Below are 20647 nucleotides of genomic sequence, written 5' to 3' on the forward strand. Positions count from 1 at the left end.
GTTGTCAGTTCACGAACCGCGGATCGGCGAACACGCCGCTGGACACGAGCATCACGTAGAGGTCGGTGAGGACCAGCGTGCCCAGTGTCGTCCACGCGAGCTGCATGTGCCGGGTGTTGAGCTTGCTCACCTGGGTCCAGACCCAGTACCGCGCCGGATGTTTGGAGAAGTGCTTCAGCCTGCCGCCGGTGATGTGCCGGCACGAGTGGCAGGAAAGGGTGTACGCCCACAGCAGCACCACGTTGGCGACGATGATGATGTTGCCGAGCCCGAAGCCGAACCCGCCGGTCTTCCCGTGGAACGCGACGACGGCGTCGTAGGTGTTGAGCACCGAGACGATCATCGCCACGTAGAAGAAGTAACGGTGCACGTTCTGCACGATCAGCGGCAGCCGCGTCTCGCCGGTGTACTTCGCGTGCGGTTCCGCCACCGCGCACGCCGGCGGGGAGAACCACACCGACCGGTAGTAGGCCTTGCGGTAGTAGTAGCAGGTCAGCCGGAACCCGAGCAGGAACGGCAGGACCAGCACGCCGAGCGGGAGCCAGGCCGGGAAGTCCCCGAACCACTGCCCGAGGTGGCTCGAACCCGGCGCGCACGACGTCGAGACGCAGGGCGAATAGAACGGCGTCAGGTAGTGGTACTCGGGCACCCAGTACGCCGTGCGGACGAACGCCCTGATCGTCGCGTAGATGACGAAGGTGGCCAGGCCCAGCGTGGTGAGCAGCGGTGACAGCCACCAGCGGTCCGTGCGCAGGGTGCGCTCGGCGATCCGGGCCCGGCCCCCTCGTACGGCGGGGCCGGCGCTTCGCGTCGGCGCGCTCACTTGTGATCGGGGTGGTAGCCGCCGACGCCCTCGTCGTCCGCGCCGTGCCACAGCGCGGGGTCGTACGGGTCGTCGGGGATCTTCACGACCTGCGAGCGGTCGACCGGTTTCGGCTGGGCCGGGATCGGGCTGTCGAGGTCGGCCGCGTCGATGTCGAGCCGGTCCACGTCGTTGACGAGCCGCCGCACGGCCGAGGCGTCGCCGTAGCGCGAGCGCAGCGCGCCTACGCACTGTCGCAACTGCCCGATCGTCCGGCGCAGCTCCGTGAGTTCTGTGGTGGACATGCATCCTCCCGGATCAGTTCGGCGGCGGAGCCGTCAGCTAGCGACTCTGCCGTTCTGCTTTCAATGTGACAAGTAGCACACAGCAGGTAGTTTGCGTGATCGGCGTCACCTTAAACGATCTTCTTAATCGATTTTGATCCGGGGATGAGACGAACTACTGTGGGCACAGTCACGACCTAGCGACGCCAGCGCTGCCGTTGCGGACCACCACACTCTCCGTGATCTGAGGCGGTATCAGTGCAGGAAGTCCCCATCCATCCGATCGTCGAAGAAGTCACCCAGCGCATTGCCGAGCGCAGTGCGGCCACCCGCGCCGGATATCTGGAGCGGATGGCGGCCGCGCGTTCCGAAGGACCGGTGCGCGCCGGCCTGGCGTGCAGCAACCTCGCCCACGGGTTCGCCGCGTGTGGCGGCAGCGACCGGCTCGCCGTCCGCGGGCTGCGCAAGCCAGGGGTCGCGATCATCTCGGCGTACAACGACCTGCTCTCCGCGCACCAGCCGCTGCGGGAATACCCGGAGTGGATCAAGACGGCGGCCCGCGAGGCGGGTGGAGTGGCGCAGTTCGCCGGGGGCGTGCCCGCGATGTGCGACGGGATCACCCAGGGCCGGGCGGGAATGGAACTGTCCCTGTTCAGCCGTGAGGTCATCGCGATGGCGACGGGGATAGCGCTTTCCCACGAGATGTTCGACGGGGCGCTGCTGCTCGGCGTGTGCGACAAGATCGTGCCGGGGTTGTTGATCGGTGCCCTGTCCTTCGGCCACCTGCCGGCGATCCTGGTGCCGGCGGGGCCGATGGCTTCGGGCCTGCCGAACAAGGAAAAGGCCCGCGTGCGACAGCTGTTCGCGGAGGGCAAGGCGACGCGGGAGGACCTGCTGGAGGCCGAGTCGGCGTCGTACCACTCGGCCGGTACCTGCACGTTCTACGGCACGGCGAACTCGAACCAGCTCGTCGTCGAGGTGATGGGCCTGCACCTGCCGGGCGCGAGCTTCGTCCAGCCGGGTACGCCGCTGCGCCGCGCGCTCACCGAAGAAGCCGGGCGCCGGATCGTGGCGCTTTCGCGGGACGACGAGTACACGCCGCTGGCGGAGGTGATCAGCGAGCGGTCCGTGGTGAACGCGGTGGTTTCGCTGCTGGCCACCGGCGGGTCGACGAACCACACGATGCACCTGGTCGCGGTCGCCGCGGCCGCGGGGATCCAACTCACCTGGGACGATTTCGCGGATCTTTCGTCGGTCGTGCCGCTGCTGGCGAACGTGTACCCCAACGGCAGCGCGGACATCAACCACTTCCACGCGGCGGGTGGCGTCCAGTTCCTGATCGGCACGCTGCTCGACGCCGGGCTGCTGCACGAGGACGTGCGCACGGTCGCCGGTGACGGGCTCTCGCGCTACCGCAGCGAGCCGGTGTTCGACGGGGATCGCTTGGTGTGGCGGGAAGTTCCGGCCCGCAGCCTCGACGAAGCCGTGTTGCGGCCTGTTTCCCACCCGTTCGCGCCGGACGGTGGCTTGCGGATGGTGAGCGGCAACCTCGGGCGCGCGGTGACGAAGGTGTCCGCCGTGGCCGCGGAGCACCGCGTGGTGCGGGCTCCGGCGCGGGTTTTCGGTACGCAGCAAGAGTTCGACGAGGCTTTCCGGGCGGGTGAGCTGGACCGGGACGTGGTCGTGGTGATCCGCGGTCAGGGGCCGGGCGCGAACGGGATGCCGGAGCTGCACGGCCTCACCCCCGCGCTCGGCGCGCTGATGGACCGCGGGCACCAGGTCGCGCTGGTGACGGACGGGCGGATGTCGGGGGCTTCGGGCAAGGTGCCGTCCGCCATCCAAGTGACTCCGGAGGCTGCCGCCGGTGGCCCGCTGGCACGGATCGCCGACGGCGACGAGATAGTGCTGGACGCGAACGCCGGCACGTTGGAGGTGCTGGTCGGCGAAGCGGAGCTCGACGCGCGGCCGGTGTGGGACGCGGCGCCCGACGAGGCCTCGTGGGTCGGCACCGGACGCGAGTTGTTCACCGCGCTGCGCCGCGCGATCGGCCCGGCCGACCAGGGCGCGAGCGTGTTCGGCCCGGTCACCCCGGGGCACTTCGGCGCCCCCGCACGAGTTTGAGGAGAGTTTTTCGTGAGTAACGAGTTGCTGGAGCTTTCGCCGGTGATGCCGGTCGTGGTCGTTGACGACGTCGCGGACGCCGTGCCGGTGGCGGAAGCGTTGGTGGCGGGCGGAATCCGGGTGATCGAACTGACGCTGCGGACGCCGGTGGCGCTCGCGGCGATCGAGGCTGTGGCGGCGCAGGTGCCGGAGATCGTGATCGGCGCGGGCACGGTGACCACCCCGGACGAGGCGAAGCAGGCCGCCGACGCGGGCGCGAAGTTCTTCGTGACGCCCGGGTGCACGGACAGGTTGCTGGAGGCACTGTTCGCCTCCGGGCTGCCGTTTTTGCCCGGGGCGGCGTCGGTCTCCGAGGCGATGCGCTTGGCCGAGCACGGGGTCACGGCGATGAAGTTCTTCCCCGCCGAGGCGAGTGGCGGTGTCGCGTACCTGAAGGCGATCGCCGGGCCTTTGCCCGGTTTGCGCTTCTGCCCCACCGGCGGCGTGACGATCAAGAACGCGCCGGAGTATTTGGCACTGTCCACAGTGGGCTGTGTGGGAGGCACCTGGCTGACGCCGAGGGATGCCGTGGCGGCCAAGGACTTCGGGCGGATCACCGAACTGGCACGGGAGGCTGCCGCCTTGCGGTGAGGTTGTGAGGGCAGTTCCGGCGGCAACGGGGCGCGGCGGTGGGGCGGGGCAGGCGCGGCGGCTGCTGCGGCGGTGGCGCGGCGGCTGCTGCGGCGGTGGCGCGGCGGCTGCTGCGGCGGTGGCGCGGCGGTGGGGTTTCGGCGGCGGGGCTCCCGCGGCCCGGCGGGACCGGCGCGGCAACGGGGCGCGGCTGCGGCGATGAGGCGGCACGCGCGCAGCCGCTACGGCGGCGAGGCTCCCGCGGCCCGGCGGGACCGGCGCGGCAACGGGGCGCGGCTGCGGCAGAGAGGCCGCGCGGCAGCGGGGCATGGTGGTCGAGCTGTGGTGGTGAGGCGGCGGGGCACGGCGATGGTGCTGCGGCTGATGCTGCGAGGCGGCAGTAGGGGCTGGTCGGCGCGAGGCGATGGATGGGGCCCGTGGCGGTGAGGCAACGGCGGAGGCGCGCGGGTGACGCGGCGGCGATGGTGGTGGTGGTGGGCTGCGGGTCGTGGGGCAACGGATGTGGGCTGCGGTGAAGGCGCTGCGTTAGTGAGGCGGCAGCGAGCCTGCGGGCGCAGGGGTTGCGGTGGTGGTCGATGGGTGGCTTCATCGAGCGCGGGCCCCATGAACACCAGCTGGCCACACGCGAAGAACTGAACCCGGCGTTGGCGTGGCGGCGGCACTAATCTGTGCGCCGTGAGCTGGGACTGGTTCACGGATCCGGATTACTGGGCGTCACGGCTGGCGTTCCAGAGAGTGCTCGCTGCGCTCTACCTCATCGCCTTTCTCGTGGCGGTGAACCAGTTCCGGGCGTTGATCGGCACGAATGGGCTGCTGCCCGTGCCGCGGTTCGTGCGGCGGGTGCCCTTCCGGCGGGCGCCCAGCGTCTTCCAGTTCCACTACTCGGATCGCTTCTTCGCCGCAGTCGCGTGGACCGGGGCGGTGATCTCGGCCGCGCTGGTGCTCGGACTGTGCGATTCGGTGCCCGTCTGGGCCTCGATACTGGTGTGGGCGGCGCCGTGGGTGCTGTACCAGTCGATCGTCAACGTCGGGCAGATCTGGTACTCGTTCGGCTGGGAATCCTTGTTGCTGGAAACGGGTTTCCTCGCGATTTTCCTCGGCCCAGCAGATACCGCGCCGCCGGTGCCGGTGCTGTGGCTGCTGCTGTGGGTGCTGTTCCGGGTGGAGTTCGGCGCCGGGATGATCAAGATGCGGGGAGCCCCGTGCTGGCGCGACCTGACCTGCCTGTACTACCACCACGAAACCCAGCCCATGCCCGGCCCGCTGAGCTGGTACTTCCACCATCTGCCCAAACCGCTGCACAGGCTGGAGGCATTGGCCAGCCACGCGACCCAGCTGGTGGTGCCGTTCGCGCTGTTCGCCCCGCAGCCCGCCGCAGGCATCGCCGCATTGCTCATACTCGTCACGCAGGCATGGCTCGTCGCCAGCGGCAACTTTTCCTGGCTCAACCTCCTCACCATGACTCTCGCACTGTCCGCTTTGGACAGTCATTTGCTCCCGTTTTCCGCTCCCACGCTGGCGGAACCGCCGTTGTGGGACCGGGTGCTGATCCTCGTCGTGACCGCGCTGCTGCTCGTGCTGAGCTACCGGCCCGCGCGGAACCTGTTCTCGGGCAAGCAACTCATGAACTACAGCTTCGACCGGCTGCACCTGGTGAACACCTACGGCGCGTTCGGCACCGTGACCCAGATCCGGCACGAGGTGGTGATCGAAGCCACCGACGAACCGGAGCTCGGGCCGGACACGGTGTGGCGCGAGTACGAGTTCAAAGGCAAACCGGGCGATCCGCGACGGCGGCCACGGCAGATCGCGCCGTACCACCTGCGGCTGGACTGGATGATGTGGTTCGCCTCGCTGTCCTCCAGCTACGCCGACGCCTGGCTGGAGCCCCTCGCGGAGAAGCTGCTCGCCGCCGACCCGGAAACCCTCAAACTCCTGCGGCACGACCCCTTCGAGGGCCGGCCGCCGACTTTCCTGCGGGCACGGCTCTTCCGCTACCGGTTCACGACTCCCGCCGAACGCCGCGCCACCGGCGAGTGGTGGGTGCGCACGCCACGCGGCCCGGCCTTGCGCGCGGGACGACTCGGCCCGGACGGCGCCGCCGTCGCCGCCGAGTGAAGCGGAGCGGGGACACGCTGCGGCGGAATCGCACGACGGAACGACGGAACTGCGCGACCGTGCTGCCTCGCGACCGCGCCCCGAGGCAGCACAATCGCGCGGCACGGCGGCACGGCGGCACAACCTCTTGGCAGTGCGGCGAGGCGACATGGCAGCGGGGCGGTATGACGGCATGACGCCACCAGAGGGTGGCCGCGTGACGGCGCGGTCACGTAGCAACGGGGGCGGCATGGCAGCGCATTGCAGGGCACGGCAGCGCGGCGGCACGAAGGCATGGCGGCGCGTGGCGCCACAACAGCGTGGCGGCCTGAGGATGGATGTGCCGTGTCAGTAATCTCGGATCAGTGATCCGGTGGGCGGGTCAGTCACTCACCGCGTCGTCGAGGAGGGTGGATTCGGCGCCTGCGTTCTTCAGCTCGTCCCGGACCACGGCGTACGCGAGGCCCTGCGGATATCCCTTGCGCGCCAACGTCCCCAGCAGACGGCGGGTGGCCGTCTGCTCGTCCACCGAGGTCATCGACCGCATCCGTTTGCGGACCAGTTCCCTGGCCCGCTGCTCCTCGGACTCGCGGTCGATCTCCCCCGCTGCTTGGGCGGCGACCTCACTGTCGACGCCCTTCCGCTTCAGCTCGGCGACCAGCGCGGTGCGCGCCAGGCCCTGGTACGCATGCCGCGAACGCACCCACTGCTCGGCGAACGCCGCGTCGTCCACCAGGCCGGAGCTGTCCAGCTTACCCACCATGCGCTCGGCGAGCTCGTCCTCGAAACCCTTGCGCCGCAAGGCTTTACGCAGCTCGTCCTTCGTGCGCGCCCGGACGGCCAAGAGGTCGAAACAGACCTCTTTGGCCTTCTTCCACGCCTCCTCCGGCGACAGCTCCGCCGGATCGACCTTCGCCATACCTCTCGCTTTTCCGCGCGAACCCTCAGAACTCGACCGGCGCCGGGGCGGTGTCCTCGGCGTCGAGCTGGGCGCCGATCCCCAGCTTCTCCTTGATCCGCTTCTCGACCTCGTTGGCGATGTCCGGGTTGTCGAGCAGGAACTTCCGCGCGTTCTCCTTGCCCTGCCCCAGCTGATCGCCCTCGTACGTGTACCAGGCGCCGGACTTGCGCAGGATGCCCTGGTCGACACCCATGTCGATGAGCGAACCCTCGCGGGAGACGCCCTTGCCGTAGAGGATGTCGAACTCGGCCTGCTTGAAGGGCGGGGCGACCTTGTTCTTCACGACCTTGACCCGGGTGCGGTTGCCGACCGCGTCCCCGCTGTCCTTCAGTGTTTCGATGCGGCGGACGTCGAGCCGGACCGAGGCGTAGAACTTCAGCGCCTTACCACCGGTGGTGGTCTCCGGGGAGCCGAACATGACGCCGACCTTCTCGCGCAGCTGGTTGATGAAGACCGCGGTGGTGCCGGAGTTGGCCAGCGCACCGGTGATCTTCCGCAGGGCCTGGCTCATCAGGCGGGCCTGCAGACCCACGTGCGAGTCACCCATCTCGCCCTCGATCTCGGCGCGGGGCACCAGCGCGGCCACCGAGTCGATCACCAGGATGTCCAGCGCGCCGGAGCGGATCAGCATGTCCGCGATCTCCAGCGCCTGCTCACCGGTGTCCGGTTGAGAGACCAGCAGCGCGTCGGTGTCCACCCCGAGCGCCTTGGCGTACTCCGGGTCGAGCGCGTGCTCCGCGTCGATGAAGGCCGCGATGCCGCCCGCCTTCTGCGCGTTGGCCACCGCGTGCAGGGCGACCGTGGTCTTACCGGAGGATTCCGGGCCATAGATCTCGACGACGCGGCCGCGGGGCAGGCCCCCGATGCCGAGCGCGATGTCCAGCGCGATGGCGCCGGTGGGGATCACGGCGATCGGCGCGCGGCCCTCGTCCCCGAGGCGCATCACCGATCCCTTGCCGTACTGCTTGTCGATCTGGGCGAGCGCGAGCTCGAGCGCCTTGTCCTTGTCGGGTGCTGCTGCGGGCATGGATTCCACCTCGCTGGTCGGAGCCTGTGGGGCTTGGTTGCTGTTTTGAGCTGTTGGGCCCGACACTACGGGCGGGGGCCGACAGTTTCGGACCGTGGCGATCAATCTGTGGACAGCCGACCCCGATGTGCACAACACGATAGCCGAACACCTGTTCGACGCAAGGACTGACACACCCTCGTCGCGGATTTTTCCGCGCAAGCCGTCAGCGGCGTTCGACCAGTGACGTTCGGCCAGCGGCGTTCGGTCAGCGGCGTTCGGCCGGCACGTCGAAGGCCTGGCACACCTCACGCCAGATCTCCTTCGCGGACAGCCCCGCGGCCAGCGCCTCGTCCACTGTCCTGCCGCCGAGCGAACTGAACACGTGGTCCTTGGCCATCGTCTCGGCGCGGACGGGGCCGAACTCGTCGGACATCAACCTTCGGAAAACGGTGATACGCATCGGGACCAGCGTAGCTACCCTGGATCGATGGACGGCTCCCAGAGCGGCTGGCTGCTCACGATCGCTTCGATCCTCACCCTGATCGCGGCGATCGTGGTGGCGTTGGGCGCGCTCTGGTCGATGCGCAAGCGCAAGTGATTCCCATTCCCCGAAAATGAGAATATCATTCTCTCCCAGTGTCGATCACCGGCGGAGAGGACGGCGGGCATGGCGACATTCGTGCTGGTGCACGGCGGAGGCCACGGCGGCTGGTGCTACCAGCCTCTCGTCGGGGTGCTCCGCGAGGCGGGCCACGAGGTATACGCCCCGACGCTGACCGGCCTCGGCGAACGGTCCCATCTGCTCGGCCCGCACGTGGACCTCGGCCTGCACATCGAGGACATCGCGGCCGTGCTGCGCTACGAAGACCTGCGCGATGTCGTCCTCGTCGGGCACAGCTACGGCGGGATGGTGATCACCGGCGCCGCGGACAGGGCGGCCGAGCGCGTGGGCAAGCTGGTCTATCTGGACGCGGCGACCCCGGCCGGCGGGCAGTCGCTCGTGGACATCGCGGGCCCGATCATGAACGAGGCCCGCAAGCACGGGAAGGTGGTCGACGGGATCGAACTGGTCCTGCTGCCGTCGCCGGGCGCGGGCGCCTTCTACGGCCCGGCCGACCCGGATGTGGTGGCGTGGATGGACGAACGGCTGACGGCTCATCCCTGGCCCTGCTTCGAGCAGCCGCTCGAACTCACCGACGAGGACGCGCTGCGGGCGATCCCGCAGTACCACGTCGTGTGCACCAGCACGCTCGCCACGAGGGACCCGGAACTCGTCGCCGGGGCCAGGAAAGCGGGCAGGCTCTGGGACATCGACACCGGGCACGACCTGATGATCACCGAACCACGCGCCGTCGCCGACGCGCTGCTGGAGATCGCGGCGGCTCAGGTCCCCGGCTGGACGGTCTGTTCGAAGTAGTCGGCCAGTTTCGACGCCGTGAGCGGGGCCTGGTCGCTGCCCGTCTTCTGGTAGACGACCCCGGCCAGCGGGCGGTCGGCCACGCTGAACACCAGCACCGCCGACGTCCGCCCGGACGCCGCGGAGTAGCTGCCCGACAGGCCGTTCCCCTTCCACGGCGCCTGGATCTGGTCCCCGCCAACGGAACTGAGCAGCCGGTCGGTGTACTCCTTGATCGTCGCCGCGCTGGTGCCGTGCAAATAGGTCACCTGCGCCCCGGCGAGCGCGGGCGCCGAGCACGTGGCCAGCACCCCGATGTCCTGCCCGGACGGCGGGGCGATGTCCCCGCTGCCCGCGCCCGCGGCGCACTGGCTGGTGTCGGCGACGTCGCCTGCCAGCTGGCGCATGCAGCTGGTGAAGCCCTTCGAATCGGCCTGGCCGGGCTGTTTGCACTGGTCGGCGCTGAGCGTGGTGGCCGAGGAGCTCGACGGCCACAACGCGTACGTCAGCCCGCCGGCGAGCAGCACGACCACAGCGGCGACGATCCCGATGACGAGCTTCTTCTTGCCGCCCTTGGGTTTCGGCGGCGCCTGCGCCGGCAGGCTCGGGAAGTTCGACGGGTACTGCTGGTAGTTCGGGTACCCGCCGGGCGGGGTCCCGGGCACGTTCGCGACCTGCGGCGGGGCGTACGAATGCGGCGGCGGCGGTGCCGGCGGGACGCCGGTGGCGGCGACCTGCCCCTCCACGTTCTGGGTGCGCATGCTGATGCCGTCGCCGTTCACGTGGTGCGCGCCGAGCGCGACCGCCGTCTCCGGCTGGTCGAGGCTGGCTGGGACGACGCCGAGCTTCTCCGAGATCATCGCGCCCACCAGCGGCAGCCGGCTGGAGCCGCCGACAAGGTAGATGCCGACGAGCCGGTCCGGGGAGAGCCCGGCGGCCTGCACGGTGCGCGACAACAGCTCGACGCTGCGCAGCATCGCCGGGCGGACGAGCGCCTCCAGCTCGCCGCGCGTGACCAGCACATCGGTGAACGGCTCGGGCATCGGCACCTCTGTCTGCGGGTGCCGTGACAGGGATTCCTTGGCCGCCTTGACGTCTTCCTGCAACGCGCGGCGCGTGCGCCGGTCCGCCGTCGACTCCGGGCGCAGCAGGCGCTGCCAGCGCTGCGGGTCGCGGTGCGAGACCTCGCGACCAACGTGCACCATCAGCGCCTGGTCCACGTCGAGGCCGCCGAGGTCGGGCAGGCCGTCCTCGGCCAGCACGGTGAACCCGTTCTGGGTCGCGCCGACCACCGCGACGTCAAAGGTGCCCGCGCCGAGGTCGTACACCGCCAGCGCCTGGCCCGGCGCGAGCGTTCGGCCGGGGAAGGACGCGAAATGCGCGGCCGCGGCGACCGGCTCCGGCACGAGGTGGATCGGGCCCTTGATGCCCGCCAGCCGCGCCGCGGACAGCAGCACGTTGCGGCGCACCGGGCCCCACTGCGCGGGGTGGGTGAGCCGGACCTCGTCCGGCTGCTCCCCGCCGAGCTGGCGCGTGGTCTCGTCCAGCACCCGGCGCAGCACCGCGGCCAGCGTCTCGTTCACCGGCACGATGTCCTGGCCCAGCAACAGGGTCTGCTCGTCGACCCGGCGTTTGGGGTTGGGCTCGAACCTCGTCGGGTCGAGGCGGGCGCGGCGCTCGGCGTCGCGGCCGACCATGAGGGTGCCGTCCTCCTCGGCGAACACCGCCGTGGGCATGGTGGCCGAGCCGTCCACCTCCACCACGCGCGGCGGCATGCCGTGCGCGGACAGCACGGCCACCGTGTTCGACGTTCCGAGGTCCACGGACAGGATCCGCACGGTTCTCCCCTCAAGACTTCCCAGGTCGGAAGCTGATGCTGCCATGCGCGAGCCCCGCACGGGCGCGGACCCACGGAAATTGTCGGTGGGTCGCGCGATGATGGAGAGCGTGTCAGACGTGCTCGACCTGTTCTCACCCGCGACCAGGGATTGGTTCGCGGGTGCCTTCGCCGCGCCCACCGAAGCCCAGGCCGGGGCCTGGCGGGCGGCGCAGGCGGGTGAGCACGCGCTCGTCGTCGCGCCGACGGGTTCCGGCAAGACGCTCGCGGCCTTCCTCTGGGCGCTGGACGGGCTCGCTACCGGGCCGCCGCCCGAGTCCGCGGGCAAACGCTGCCGTGTGCTGTACGTCTCGCCGCTCAAGGCGCTCGCGGTGGACGTACAGCGCAACCTCCGGGCGCCGCTGGCGGGCATGTCGCAGGCCGCGCGCCGGCTCGGGGGCGTCCCGCCGGAGATCACGGTGGGCATGCGCACCGGGGACACGCCTGCTTCGGAGCGCCGCTCGTTCAACCGCACTCCGCCGGACATCCTGGTCACCACGCCGGAGTCGCTGTTCCTGATCCTCACGTCCTCCGCGCGGGAGTCACTGCGTGGCGTGGAAACGGTGATCGTCGACGAGGTGCACGCGGTGGCGGGCACCAAACGCGGCGCGCACCTGGCGGTCTCGCTCGAACGGCTGGACGGGTTGCTGCCGAAGCCCGCCCAGCGCATCGGGCTCTCCGCGACGGTCCGCCCGGTCGACGAGGTGAGCTCGTTCCTCGGCGGCGGGCGCCCGGTGCGCGTGGTGCAGCCGAAAACACCGAAGACGATCGAGGTGCGGGTCGAGGTTCCGGTGGAGGACATGGCCAATCTCGACGGGCCGTCGCCTTCGCCGCTGGAGTCGCTGGACTCGCCGCCGATGCCGTCCGAGGGCGGGATCGGCACCCAGGAGGAGATCGCCGGTTCGGCGGTGAAGCGGCCGTCGATCTGGCCCGCGGTGGAGGAACGGGTGCTGGAGCTGATCCGGCAGCACCGGTCCACCATCGTCTTCGCGAACTCGCGACGGCTGACCGAAAGGCTCACCGCGCGGCTGAACGAGCTGGCCGCCGAGCACACCGAACTCGAGCCGGGGCAACGGTTTCCGGCCGAGGCGATCGGCGAGTCCGGGCTCACGACGGGTGTCGCGCCCACGGTCGCGAGGGCGCACCACGGCTCGATGTCGCGAGAGCAGCGCACCCAGGTCGAGGAGGAGCTGAAGTCGGGGCGGCTGCCGTGCGTGGTCGCCACGTCCTCGCTCGAACTCGGCATCGACATGGGCGCGGTGGATCTCGTGGTGCAGATCGAGGCGCCGCCGACGGTCGCCTCCGGGCTGCAGCGCGTCGGCCGCGCGGGGCATCACGTGGGCGCGGTGTCCACCGGCGTGATGTTCCCGAAGTTCCGGGGTGACCTCGTGTCCTGCGCGGTGGTGTCCGAGCGGATGACCGAGGGCGCGATCGAGGCGGTGCGCTATCCGCGCAACCCGCTGGACGTGCTGGCGCAGCACGTGGTTTCGATGGTGGCGGTCGAGCCGTGGACGGTCGAGGAGCTGGGCGCCGCGGTCCGCCGGTCGGCGCCGTTCGCGTCGCTCCCGGACGACGCGCTGCTGGCGGTGCTGGACATGCTGGCCGGCCGGTACCCGAGCGAGGAGTTCGGCGAGCTGCGACCGCGGATCACGTGGGACAGGGTCACCGGGGAGCTGCGCGGCCGCCCCGGTTCGCAGCGGCTGGCGGTCACCTCGGGCGGCACGATCCCGGATCGCGGGCTGTTCACGGTGATGACGCCGGGCAGCGAGGGCAAGTCCGGTTCACGGGTCGGCGAGCTGGACGAGGAGATGGTGTACGAGTCCCGCGTGGGGGACACGATCCTGCTCGGCACGTCCTCGTGGCGGGTCACCGACATCACGCACGACAGGGTCATCGTGGTGCCCGCGCCTGGCGAGCCGGCGCGGATGCCGTTCTGGAAGGGTGACGCGCCGGGCAGGCCGCTGGAGCTGGGCCGCGCGCTCGGCGCGTTCGTCCGCGAACTGTCCACTTCGGACGCCGAGGGCGCGCGCACGCGTGCCGAGGCGGCGGGGCTGGACGAGTGGGCGCGAGAGAACCTGTTGGCGTACCTGGACGAGCAGCGCGTGGCCACCAGGCACATCCCGAACGACCGCACGATCCTGCTGGAGCGCTTCCGTGACGAACTGGGCGACTGGCGGATAGTGCTGCATTCGCAGTTCGGCGCGCAGGTGAACGCGCCGTGGGCGCTGGCGATAGCGGCGCGGCTGCGGGAGAACCGCGGCGTGGACGCGCAGATCATGCACTCCGACGACGGGATGGTGCTGCGCCTGCCGGACGCGCTGGACGAGAACGGCGCCGAGGTCACCATCGGGCCCGAGGACGTGCTGCTGGATCCGGAGGAGGTCGAGCAGCTGATCGTCGCCGAGGTCAGCGGGTCGGCGTTGTTCGCGGCGCGGTTCCGGGAGTGCGCGGCGCGTTCGCTGCTGCTGCCCCGGCGTGACCCGCGCCGGCGCACTCCCCTGTGGCAGCAACGGCAACGGGCTTCGCAGCTGCTGGCGGTGGCGGCGAAGTACGAGCGGTTCCCCGTCGTGCTGGAGGCGATGCGGGAATGCCTGCAGGACGTGTACGACGTCGGTGGCCTGCGCGAGCTGATGAAGGACGTGCGGGCGCGCCGGGTTCGGCTGGTGGACGTGGAGACGCCGTCCGCGTCGCCGTTCGCCCGCAGCCTGATGTTCGGCTACGTCGGCATGTTCCTGTACGAGACGGACGCCCCACTGGCCGAGCGGCGCGCGGCGGCGCTGTCGCTGGATTCCGCGCTGCTGGCGGAACTCCTTGGCACGGAAGCGATCCGCGAGCTGCTCGATCCGGAGGCGGTGGCCGAGGTCGAGCGTTCGCTGCAGCGCCTCGATCCGGAGCGGCACGCCCGCAACGCCGAGGACGCGGCGGATCTGTTGCGGTTCCTGGGAGATCTGACCGACGACGAGGCGGCGGCCCGCGGGATCGAGCCGGAGTGGCTGGCCGAGCTGGTCGGGCAGCGCCGGGTGATCCGGGTGCGGATCGCGGGCGAGGAACGGGCGCTGTCGATCGAAGACGCCGGCCGCGTGCGGGACGCGCTCGGTGTGGCGCTGCCGATCGGGGTGCCCGAGGCGTTCACCGAGCCGGTCGCGGATCCGCTCGGTGATCTGCTGGCCCGCTACGCGCGCACGCGCGGGCCGTTCCCGGCGCGTCAGGCGGCGGAGCGGTTCGGGCTGGGTACGGCCGTGGTGGCGAGCGTGCTGGACAGGCTCACCGCCGAGGGCCGGGTCGTGCGCGGCGAGCTGAGCCCGGTCGGGCATCCCGATTCGCACGGGGTCGGGGTCGAATACTGCGACGCGGCGGTGCTGCGTCGGCTGCGGCGGGCGTCTTTGGCGAAGCTGCGTACCGAGGTCGAGCCGGTCGAACCGGCGGCGCTGGGCCGGTTCCTGCCGTCCTGGCACGGGATCGGCGCCCGGATGCGCGCGGCCCCGACCGCGGACGACGTGCTTTCGGTCGTGGAACAGCTGGCGGGCGCGCCGCTGCCCGCCAGCGCGGTGGAGTCGCTGATCCTGCCGAGCCGTCTGCCGGGCTACTACCCCGCGCTGCTGGACGAGCTGACCACGGCGGGCGAGGTCACGTGGGCGGGGTGCGGCGCGCTGGCGGGCGGGGACGGCTGGCTGGCGCTGGCTCCGTCCGATGTGGCCGATCTGCTGCTGCCGGAGATCGACGAAGAGGCGCCCGCCGGGCCGTTGCACGAGGCGATAGCGTCCACTTTGGAGGGTGGGGCGCTGTTCTTCCGGCAGCTGGTGGACCGGGTCTCGGTCCTGGTCGACACCCCGCCCACCGACGCGGACGTGGTCACCGCGCTGTGGGATCTGGTGTGGGCGGGCCGCGTAACGGGAGACACGCTGGGTCCGTTGCGCGCCTTGGTTTCCGGCCGCGGAGCCACGCACAAGCCGCGCCAGTCCACGCCGCGCGGCCGGTACGCGCGGATGCGGGCCGGCCGTCCGGCGATGCCCTCGCGCACCGGCCCGCCGACCGTCGCGGGCCGCTGGGGGCTGACTCCGTGGCGGGAGACGGATCCGACGCGGCGCACTCACGCCCGCACGGAGGCCTTCCTGGAGCGGCATGGCGTGCTGACCCGTGGCGCACTGGAGACCGAGCGCGTGGTCGGCGGGTTTTCCGGGATATACAAGGTGCTTCGCGGGATGGAGGACTCGGGCCAGGTCATCCGCGGGTACGTGGTCGAGGGCCTCGGCGCGGCCCAGTTCGCCGCCCGCGGCGCGGTGGACAGGTTGCGCGCGCTGTCGGACACGTCCGGCGGGCGCAAGCCGAGCGCGGCGGTCGTGCTGGCGGCCACGGACCCCGCGCAGCCCTACGGGGCCGCGTTGGCGTGGCCCGCGCCGCTCGGCGAAACGAAGCACCGTCCCGCGCGGAAGGCCGGCGCGCTGGTCGTGCTCGTGGACGGGGTGCCGGTGCTGTACGTCGAGCGCGGTGGCCGTTCGCTGCTTTCCTTCACGGACAACGATTCTGCGCTGCGCGAGGCGGCGAACGCGCTGTCCCGAGCGGTCCGCGAGGGCTGGCTCGGGCAGCTGGCCGTCCAGCGCGCCGACGGGGAACAGGCGCTGACATCCGCGCTGGCCGACGTCCTGCGTGACGCCGGTTTCCGCGCCACTCCGAAGGGATTGCGACTGCGCGCCTGAGCGCCGCGGGGCGGGGCCCGTAGAATTCCGCCCGGCTGAAAGGACGTGCACGGATGGCGATGCGGGAGCTGCGGTACTTCGGGGACCCGGTTTTGAAGACGCGCTGCGACCCGGTGATCACCTTCGACAAGAAGACCGAAGCGCTGGTCACCGATCTGCTCGACGGCGTCAAGCCCTCGGGCCGGGCCGGGCTCGCCGCCCCGCAGATCGGGGTCGGCCTGCGGGTGTTCAGCTACGACGTCGAGGGGCTCACGGGCTACGTGATCAACCCGGAGATCGTCGAGCTCTCCGAGGCCACGCACGAGATCGACGAAGCCTGCCTGTCCGTGCCGGAACTGTGGTTCCCCACCACCCGCGCGGTGCGGGCGGTGGTGCGCGGGGTCGACCTGCGCAACGAGCCGGTGACGGTGGAGGGCCAGGACGTGTTGGCGCAATGCCTCCAGCATGAGACCGACCACCTCGACGGCATCCTCTACCTGGACAGGCTGCCGAAGGACACCAAACGCGAGGCGCTCAAGCAGGCCCGCGGCAAGGACTGGTTCTGGCGGCGCTGAAAGCGTTTCAGCGCGCGCCGGGCAGGCGTGGCGCGAGGCCGGACGGGATGGTGATCCGCAGCAGCCCTTCCTCTTCCGGCTGCCCTGGTTCGAGTCCGGCGCGGACGGCGGTGCGGAAGATGCCGTCGCGGCCGGGCAGGGACACGGCCATCAGCTTGTGGTGGCCGCGCGCGGCGGCGAGCACGGCGAGCCTGGACAGCAGCGCCGTCCCGACTCCCTTGCGCTGCCAGGAATCCTCGACGAGCAAGGAGATCTCGGCGATCTCGCCCGTGGCGCCCGGGATTAGCTGGCCGAGGCCGATGACGTCGCGCCCGCACATCGCGAGCAGGCTGGAGCCGCGCGGCGGCACGAGCAGCCGGTGCAGCCAGCGGCGGGGCATGGTGCGCATTCCGGTGTGGTAGCGCTGGAACAGAGTCTCCATCGAGCACCGGTCGTGCAGCCGCAGCACGGCATCCGCGTCGCCGGGCTTCCCCAGCCGCAACACGATGGCGGCGCCGTCGGTGCAGGTGGCGACGGCAGGGGCGGAGACATTCGCGCGGACGCTGTCGAGCAGTCCTAGCAACGCTTCCGCCCTGGCGATTTCCTGTTGCACGAACGGAGCCCAGCGGCGGCGGGCGACCAAAGCGGTGCGCGCGTCGATGGCGAAAGCGGCGCGGTGCCCGCCTTCGGTACGGCCGGGATTCGCTTCGGCGAGCGGGACGACCGTCACGAGATCCGCGGTGAGAACGTCGCGGAGCACGTCCGCGTAGCGGGCAGGGTCGTCCACCGCGCGGCTCGCGGAGGTCAGCGTCGCGGCGGACGCGTCGACGAGTTCACGCACGTCCCCGTCGGTGATCGCGGAACATTCGCAGCCCTCCTCGCGGACCGCGCGGACCAGCTGTTCCTTGGTCAGCCCGGTGGCCGGGCGCAGCACCATCTCGTCCAGGACCCCGCCCGGGACGGGGAGCACCTGCAGCCCGAGGATGTTGCACTCGAGGTCCGCCATCCGGATCGCGATCCTGGCCAGCATGCCGGGGCGGTCGTCCATCCTGATCCGCAGCCGCCACACCTCCGCCGAGGTGTCCGGCGCCGGCGGCCAGGGCACCGGGGCGTCCACGAGCGGCCTGGGTCTCGCACTCTGAATCTTCATTTCGTCACGATCCCGCGGCGTTGTTGCCGGGCGAGGACACCGCTGTTTCGCCCTTGTCAGCGTTCCGCGCCGGCACGCAATCCCACGGAAACACCGGGCACAGTGGCGCGGATCTCACTGATGGGCCTATAGTGCTAGTTACATAGATAAATGGAGGTACCGGTGATCGAGTTCCACCTGGACGGCCGGTCCGGTCTTTCGCCCTACCAGCAGCTCGTCCAGCAGGTGCGGCACGCGCTGCGGCTCGGCCTGCTGGCCGAGGGCGACCAGCTGCCGAAGGTCAAGGACGTGGTGGCCGCGCTCGCCATCAACCCGAACACGGTGCTGAAGGCGTACCGGGAACTGGAGCACGACGGGCTCGTCGCGGCCAGGCCCGGCGTCGGCACCTTCGTGACGGGGACGCTGGGCGGCGCTTCGTTCGCGGCGTTCGGGCCGCTGCGCCAGGACCTGCGCCGCTGGCTGGCCAAAGCACGCAAGGCGGGTCTCGACGACGAAAGCATCGAGGCCCTGTTGATGTCCACGTTTCACGAATCCGCGAGAGAGGACATAGCGTGACTGTCCTGCATGCCCAGGGACTGGGCAAGAAGTACAAGCGCAGATGGGCGCTGACCGGCTGCACGCTCGAGATCGAGGCCGGGCACGTCAGCGGGCTCGTCGGGCCGAACGGAGCCGGCAAGTCGACGCTGCTGAACATCGCGTCCGGCATGCTGGAGCCGACCACCGGCAGGATCGAGGTGTGCGGCGGGGTGCCGGGCAGCGGGCCGGAGCAGCTGGCGAAGGTCGGCTACGTCGCGCAGAACACGCCCGTGTACCCCGGGCTGACGGTCGAGGACCACCTGCGCCTCGGCGCCCGGCTGAACCCGGCGTGGGACGAACCCCTTGCGCGCCACCGGATCGAGCGGATCGGGCTCGACCCGAAACAGGCCGCGGGCAAGCTTTCCGGCGGCCAGCGCGCCCAGCTCGCGCTGACGCTCGGCATCGCCAAACGGCCCGAGCTGCTGCTGCTCGACGAACCGGTCGCCGCGCTGGACCCGTTGGCACGGCGCGAATTCCTGCAGGATTTGATGGAGGCCGTCGCCGAGCACGAGCTGTCCGTCGTGATGTCCTCGCATCTCGTCACCGACCTGGAACGCGTCTGCGACCACCTGATCGTGCTGGTGGATTCGCAGGTGCGGATCGAGGGTGACGTGGAGGAGCTGCTCTCCACGCACCACCGGCTGACCGGGCCACGCCGCGACGTGAGCTCGTTGCCGTCCGATCAACACGTCGTCTCCTCGAGCCACACCGACCGGCAGAGCACGGTGCTCGTGCGCACCGAGGCGCCGATCCTCGATCCCGCCTGGACCGTCGGCAAGCTGACGCTCGAGGACCTGGTGCTGGAGTACATGAGCAGCCAGGCCGCCGCCCGCCCCGCGCTGGAGGTGCTGCGATGACGTGGCTGACTTGGCGGCAGTTCCGGATGGCCGCGCTTTCGGTGTCCGCGGGTCTTGTGGCGATCTTCGTGCTCCTCGGGATCACCGGGCCGGGACTCGTGGGCCGCACGAACTTCACCGATCAGGACTTCCTGTTCAGCGCCACGATCGCCGTGCTGTTGGTGCTGCCTGCCGTCATCGGCGTGTTCTGGGGTGTCCCGCTGATCACGCGCGAGGTGGAGACCGGCACGCACAGCCTGGTGTGGAACCAGAGCATCACGCGCAACCGGTGGCTGACGAACAAACTCGTCATCGGCCTGCTGGCTTCGATGCTCGCGGCCGGCCTGCTGGCGCTGGCCGTCACCTGGTGGGCCAGTCCCATCGACGCGGCGGCGGGCCTGAGTACGGATCGCTCCGGGCTGAACCGGATGCAGCCCATGGTGTTCGCCGCGCGCGGCATCGTGCCGATCGGCTACGCCGCTTTCGCTTTCGTGCTCGGCGTTTCCGTCGGAATGGTGCTGCGCCGCACGGTGGTGGCGATGGCGGTGACCCTCGTGCTGTTCGTCGGTGTGCAGGTGGGCGTGCCGTTCCTCGTGCGCCCTCATGCCCTGCCCGCGACGACCGAAACCGTCGCGATCACGTCCGAGAGCATCATGGGGATCTCCGGGGACGGCACGGGCCTGGTCCAGGCGATCACGGTGCGGGAGCCGGCAGGCGCGTGGGTGCTGGGCAACGAAACCGTGGACTCGTCCGGGAACGTGACCTCGCCGCTGCCCGACTTCGTGCGGACCTGCTTGCCGCGACCGGGCCAGAGTCAGCCCGCCCCGAACCGCGAGAGCGTGGGCGAGTGCATGGCACAGCTGGGCGCGCACGGTTACCGGCAACGCCTGACCTATCAGCCGGCGAGCCGGTTCTGGCCGCTGCAGTGGGTCGAACTCGGTTACTTCCTGGTGGCTTCGGCGCTGCTGACCTGGTTCTGCTTCCGGCGGATCCGGCATGTTTCCTGAGCCAGGTTCCCGGCAGGAGGGTGGCGTGCTAGGCGACGACGACGAACTCGTTGCCCTCCGGATCGGTTTCCGGCTTCGCGTCACCGCCGACGGTCGCCGTGACGCGGAGGCGGAACCGGTTGGGGCGCACCTTTTCCTCCTCGGTGCTCAGGAACTCCAGCCACGGACCGCGACCGGCCGGGGATCGCAGTCCGACGATGACAGGCTGCCGGGCGGCGATCCGCCAGCCGGTTGCCTGCTCCCAGAAAGTGGCCTGCACCAACGGATCCCGCGAGTTCACGACGATCGCCGCGAGTGCTTCCGTCGTGGTGTAGCCAGGACGCGGCTCCAGCACGCAGAACTCGTTGTCCTCGGGATCGGCCAGTACGTCCCACGGCACCGCGCCCTGGCCGATGTCCTTCGGGCGCGCGCCCAGCTCCACCGCCTGGGAAACCTTGGCGCGCTGGGCTTCCGGCGACGTACTCGCCAGATCGAGGTGCAGCCTGTTCAACCCCACCTTGGGCCCCGACTCCGGCACGAACGCCAGCTCCAGCTCGCCGTCGGAAACCGGGGCGCGGACGGTCTCCGCGCCCACGGCCTCCCAGCCCAGCAAAGCCGCCCAGAACCCGGCCAGCGCGGCCGGCTCCCGTGCCTCGATCAGCAGTCCGGTGAGCCTCGTCGACATGCCCGAAA

Annotated in this window: 18 protein-coding genes; 10 read left to right on the top strand and 8 right to left on the bottom strand. The window is 70.6% G+C overall.

Features of this window, described 5'->3' with window-relative positions; genetic code table 11:
* Positions 1–4: 4 nt before the first annotated feature.
* Positions 5–823: a hypothetical protein gene (locus tag FPZ12_RS18885; RefSeq protein WP_144755417.1), complete on the bottom strand. Its 819-nt coding sequence runs from the start codon at positions 821–823 to the stop codon at positions 5–7.
* A complete protein-coding gene (locus FPZ12_RS18890) occupies positions 820–1107 on the bottom strand; it encodes a hypothetical protein (RefSeq protein ID WP_144755414.1) in 288 nt (95 codons plus the stop codon). Before FPZ12_RS18890 ends, FPZ12_RS18885 begins: the two co-directional genes overlap by 4 nt.
* A 237-nt stretch (positions 1108–1344) precedes the next feature.
* Here FPZ12_RS18890 and edd point away from each other — a divergent pair, with 237 nt between their 5' ends.
* From edd to FPZ12_RS18905, 3 genes are all read left to right on the top strand, one after another.
* The gene (gene edd, locus FPZ12_RS18895; RefSeq protein WP_166462817.1) at positions 1345–3207 is read left to right on the top strand and encodes a phosphogluconate dehydratase; all 1863 of its coding nucleotides are present in this window, start codon (positions 1345–1347) and stop codon (positions 3205–3207) included.
* A 12-nt stretch (positions 3208–3219) separates the two neighbouring features.
* Complete coding sequence (gene eda / locus FPZ12_RS18900) at positions 3220–3837, top strand: bifunctional 4-hydroxy-2-oxoglutarate aldolase/2-dehydro-3-deoxy-phosphogluconate aldolase (protein ID WP_279537821.1); 618 nt, start codon at positions 3220–3222, stop codon at positions 3835–3837.
* 675 nt (positions 3838–4512) lie between these two features.
* Entirely contained in the window at positions 4513–5955 is a 1443-nt protein-coding gene (locus FPZ12_RS18905; protein ID WP_144757736.1) for a lipase maturation factor family protein, read from the top strand.
* A 361-nt stretch (positions 5956–6316) separates the two neighbouring features.
* On the opposite strand, the gene FPZ12_RS18910 is transcribed toward FPZ12_RS18905, so the two are convergent.
* Together FPZ12_RS18910 and recA are read right to left on the bottom strand one after the other, a co-directional pair.
* Positions 6317–6853 carry a regulatory protein RecX gene (locus tag FPZ12_RS18910; protein WP_144757735.1) on the bottom strand — a complete coding sequence of 179 codons (537 nt, stop codon included), beginning with the start codon at positions 6851–6853 and terminating at the stop codon, positions 6317–6319.
* 25 nt (positions 6854–6878) lie between these two features.
* On the bottom strand, positions 6879–7922 hold the full coding sequence (gene recA, locus FPZ12_RS18915; RefSeq protein WP_144757734.1) for a recombinase RecA: 1044 nt from the start codon (positions 7920–7922) through the stop codon (positions 6879–6881).
* 94 nt (positions 7923–8016) lie between these two features.
* Here recA and FPZ12_RS46870 point away from each other — a divergent pair, with 94 nt between their 5' ends.
* Complete coding sequence (locus FPZ12_RS46870; RefSeq protein WP_279537822.1) at positions 8017–8148, top strand: hypothetical protein; 132 nt, start codon at positions 8017–8019, stop codon at positions 8146–8148.
* Positions 8149–8169: 21 nt separating this feature from the next.
* Here FPZ12_RS46870 and FPZ12_RS18920 read toward each other — a convergent pair whose 3' ends face one another.
* Positions 8170–8364 (bottom strand): DUF3046 domain-containing protein, encoded by a 195-nt coding sequence (locus FPZ12_RS18920; protein WP_144757733.1) that lies wholly within the window; start codon positions 8362–8364, stop codon positions 8170–8172.
* A gap of 207 nt (positions 8365–8571) precedes the next feature.
* Here FPZ12_RS18920 and FPZ12_RS18925 point away from each other — a divergent pair, with 207 nt between their 5' ends.
* Positions 8572–9321 (top strand): alpha/beta hydrolase, encoded by a 750-nt coding sequence (locus tag FPZ12_RS18925; RefSeq protein WP_144757732.1) that lies wholly within the window; start codon positions 8572–8574, stop codon positions 9319–9321.
* Here the strand turns inward: FPZ12_RS18925 and FPZ12_RS18930 are convergent.
* Positions 9288–11138 carry an Hsp70 family protein gene (locus FPZ12_RS18930; RefSeq protein ID WP_144757731.1) on the bottom strand — a complete coding sequence of 617 codons (1851 nt, stop codon included), beginning with the start codon at positions 11136–11138 and terminating at the stop codon, positions 9288–9290. The genes FPZ12_RS18925 and FPZ12_RS18930 overlap by 34 nt on opposite strands.
* 100 nt (positions 11139–11238) lie before the next feature.
* On the opposite strand from FPZ12_RS18930, the gene FPZ12_RS18935 reads away from it, so the two are divergent.
* The gene (locus FPZ12_RS18935) at positions 11239–15873 is read left to right on the top strand and encodes an ATP-dependent helicase (RefSeq protein ID WP_166462820.1); all 4635 of its coding nucleotides are present in this window, start codon (positions 11239–11241) and stop codon (positions 15871–15873) included.
* A 53-nt stretch (positions 15874–15926) separates the two neighbouring features.
* Positions 15927–16427, top strand: coding sequence for a peptide deformylase (gene def, locus FPZ12_RS18940; RefSeq protein ID WP_144757730.1), 501 nt, complete (start codon positions 15927–15929; stop codon positions 16425–16427).
* Positions 16428–16434: 7 nt separating this feature from the next.
* On the opposite strand, the gene FPZ12_RS18945 is transcribed toward def, so the two are convergent.
* Entirely contained in the window at positions 16435–17556 is a 1122-nt protein-coding gene (locus FPZ12_RS18945) for a GNAT family N-acetyltransferase (RefSeq protein ID WP_144757729.1), read from the bottom strand.
* A gap of 150 nt (positions 17557–17706) precedes the next feature.
* Between FPZ12_RS18945 and FPZ12_RS18950 the strand changes: the two genes are divergently transcribed.
* Genes FPZ12_RS18950 through FPZ12_RS18960 form a run of 3 tightly spaced genes read left to right on the top strand, consistent with a single transcriptional unit; the run spans position 17707 to position 19975 of the window.
* A complete protein-coding gene (locus FPZ12_RS18950; RefSeq protein ID WP_144757728.1) occupies positions 17707–18111 on the top strand; it encodes a GntR family transcriptional regulator in 405 nt (134 codons plus the stop codon).
* Positions 18108–18989 carry an ABC transporter ATP-binding protein gene (locus tag FPZ12_RS18955; RefSeq protein ID WP_144757727.1) on the top strand — a complete coding sequence of 294 codons (882 nt, stop codon included), beginning with the start codon at positions 18108–18110 and terminating at the stop codon, positions 18987–18989. Before FPZ12_RS18950 ends, FPZ12_RS18955 begins: the two co-directional genes overlap by 4 nt.
* On the top strand, positions 18986–19975 hold the full coding sequence (locus tag FPZ12_RS18960) for an ABC transporter permease subunit (protein ID WP_144757726.1): 990 nt from the start codon (positions 18986–18988) through the stop codon (positions 19973–19975). The genes FPZ12_RS18955 and FPZ12_RS18960 overlap by 4 nt, the downstream gene beginning before the upstream one ends.
* A 28-nt stretch (positions 19976–20003) precedes the next feature.
* On the opposite strand, the gene FPZ12_RS18965 is transcribed toward FPZ12_RS18960, so the two are convergent.
* Entirely contained in the window at positions 20004–20639 is a 636-nt protein-coding gene (locus FPZ12_RS18965; RefSeq protein WP_144757725.1) for a VOC family protein, read from the bottom strand.
* Between the last annotated feature and the right edge of the window lie 8 nt (positions 20640–20647).

Origin of the sequence: Amycolatopsis acidicola, assembly GCF_007713735.2 — a bacterium.
Classification (GTDB): Bacteria; Actinomycetota; Actinomycetes; order Mycobacteriales; family Pseudonocardiaceae; genus Amycolatopsis_E; species Amycolatopsis_E acidicola.

What these genes read in the sequence shown, in the direction of transcription:
- FPZ12_RS18890 (WP_144755414.1), bottom strand. Translation starts at nt 1,107, where the DNA reads ATGTCCACCACAGAACTCACGGAGCTGCGCCGGACGATCGGGCAGTTG.
- FPZ12_RS18910 (WP_144757735.1), bottom strand. Translation starts at nt 6,853, where the DNA reads ATGGCGAAGGTCGATCCGGCGGAGCTGTCGCCGGAGGAGGCGTGGAAG.
- recA (WP_144757734.1), bottom strand. Translation starts at nt 7,922, where the DNA reads ATGCCCGCAGCAGCACCCGACAAGGACAAGGCGCTCGAGCTCGCGCTC.
- FPZ12_RS18920 (WP_144757733.1), bottom strand. Translation starts at nt 8,364, where the DNA reads ATGCGTATCACCGTTTTCCGAAGGTTGATGTCCGACGAGTTCGGCCCC.
- FPZ12_RS18925 (WP_144757732.1), top strand. Translation starts at nt 8,572, where the DNA reads ATGGCGACATTCGTGCTGGTGCACGGCGGAGGCCACGGCGGCTGGTGC.
- FPZ12_RS18935 (WP_166462820.1), top strand. Translation starts at nt 11,239, where the DNA reads ATGGAGAGCGTGTCAGACGTGCTCGACCTGTTCTCACCCGCGACCAGG.
- def (WP_144757730.1), top strand. Translation starts at nt 15,927, where the DNA reads ATGGCGATGCGGGAGCTGCGGTACTTCGGGGACCCGGTTTTGAAGACG.
- FPZ12_RS18945 (WP_144757729.1), bottom strand. Translation starts at nt 17,556, where the DNA reads ATGAAGATTCAGAGTGCGAGACCCAGGCCGCTCGTGGACGCCCCGGTG.
- FPZ12_RS18950 (WP_144757728.1), top strand. Translation starts at nt 17,707, where the DNA reads ATGGAGGTACCGGTGATCGAGTTCCACCTGGACGGCCGGTCCGGTCTT.
- FPZ12_RS18960 (WP_144757726.1), top strand. Translation starts at nt 18,986, where the DNA reads ATGACGTGGCTGACTTGGCGGCAGTTCCGGATGGCCGCGCTTTCGGTG.
- FPZ12_RS18965 (WP_144757725.1), bottom strand. Translation starts at nt 20,639, where the DNA reads ATGTCGACGAGGCTCACCGGACTGCTGATCGAGGCACGGGAGCCGGCC.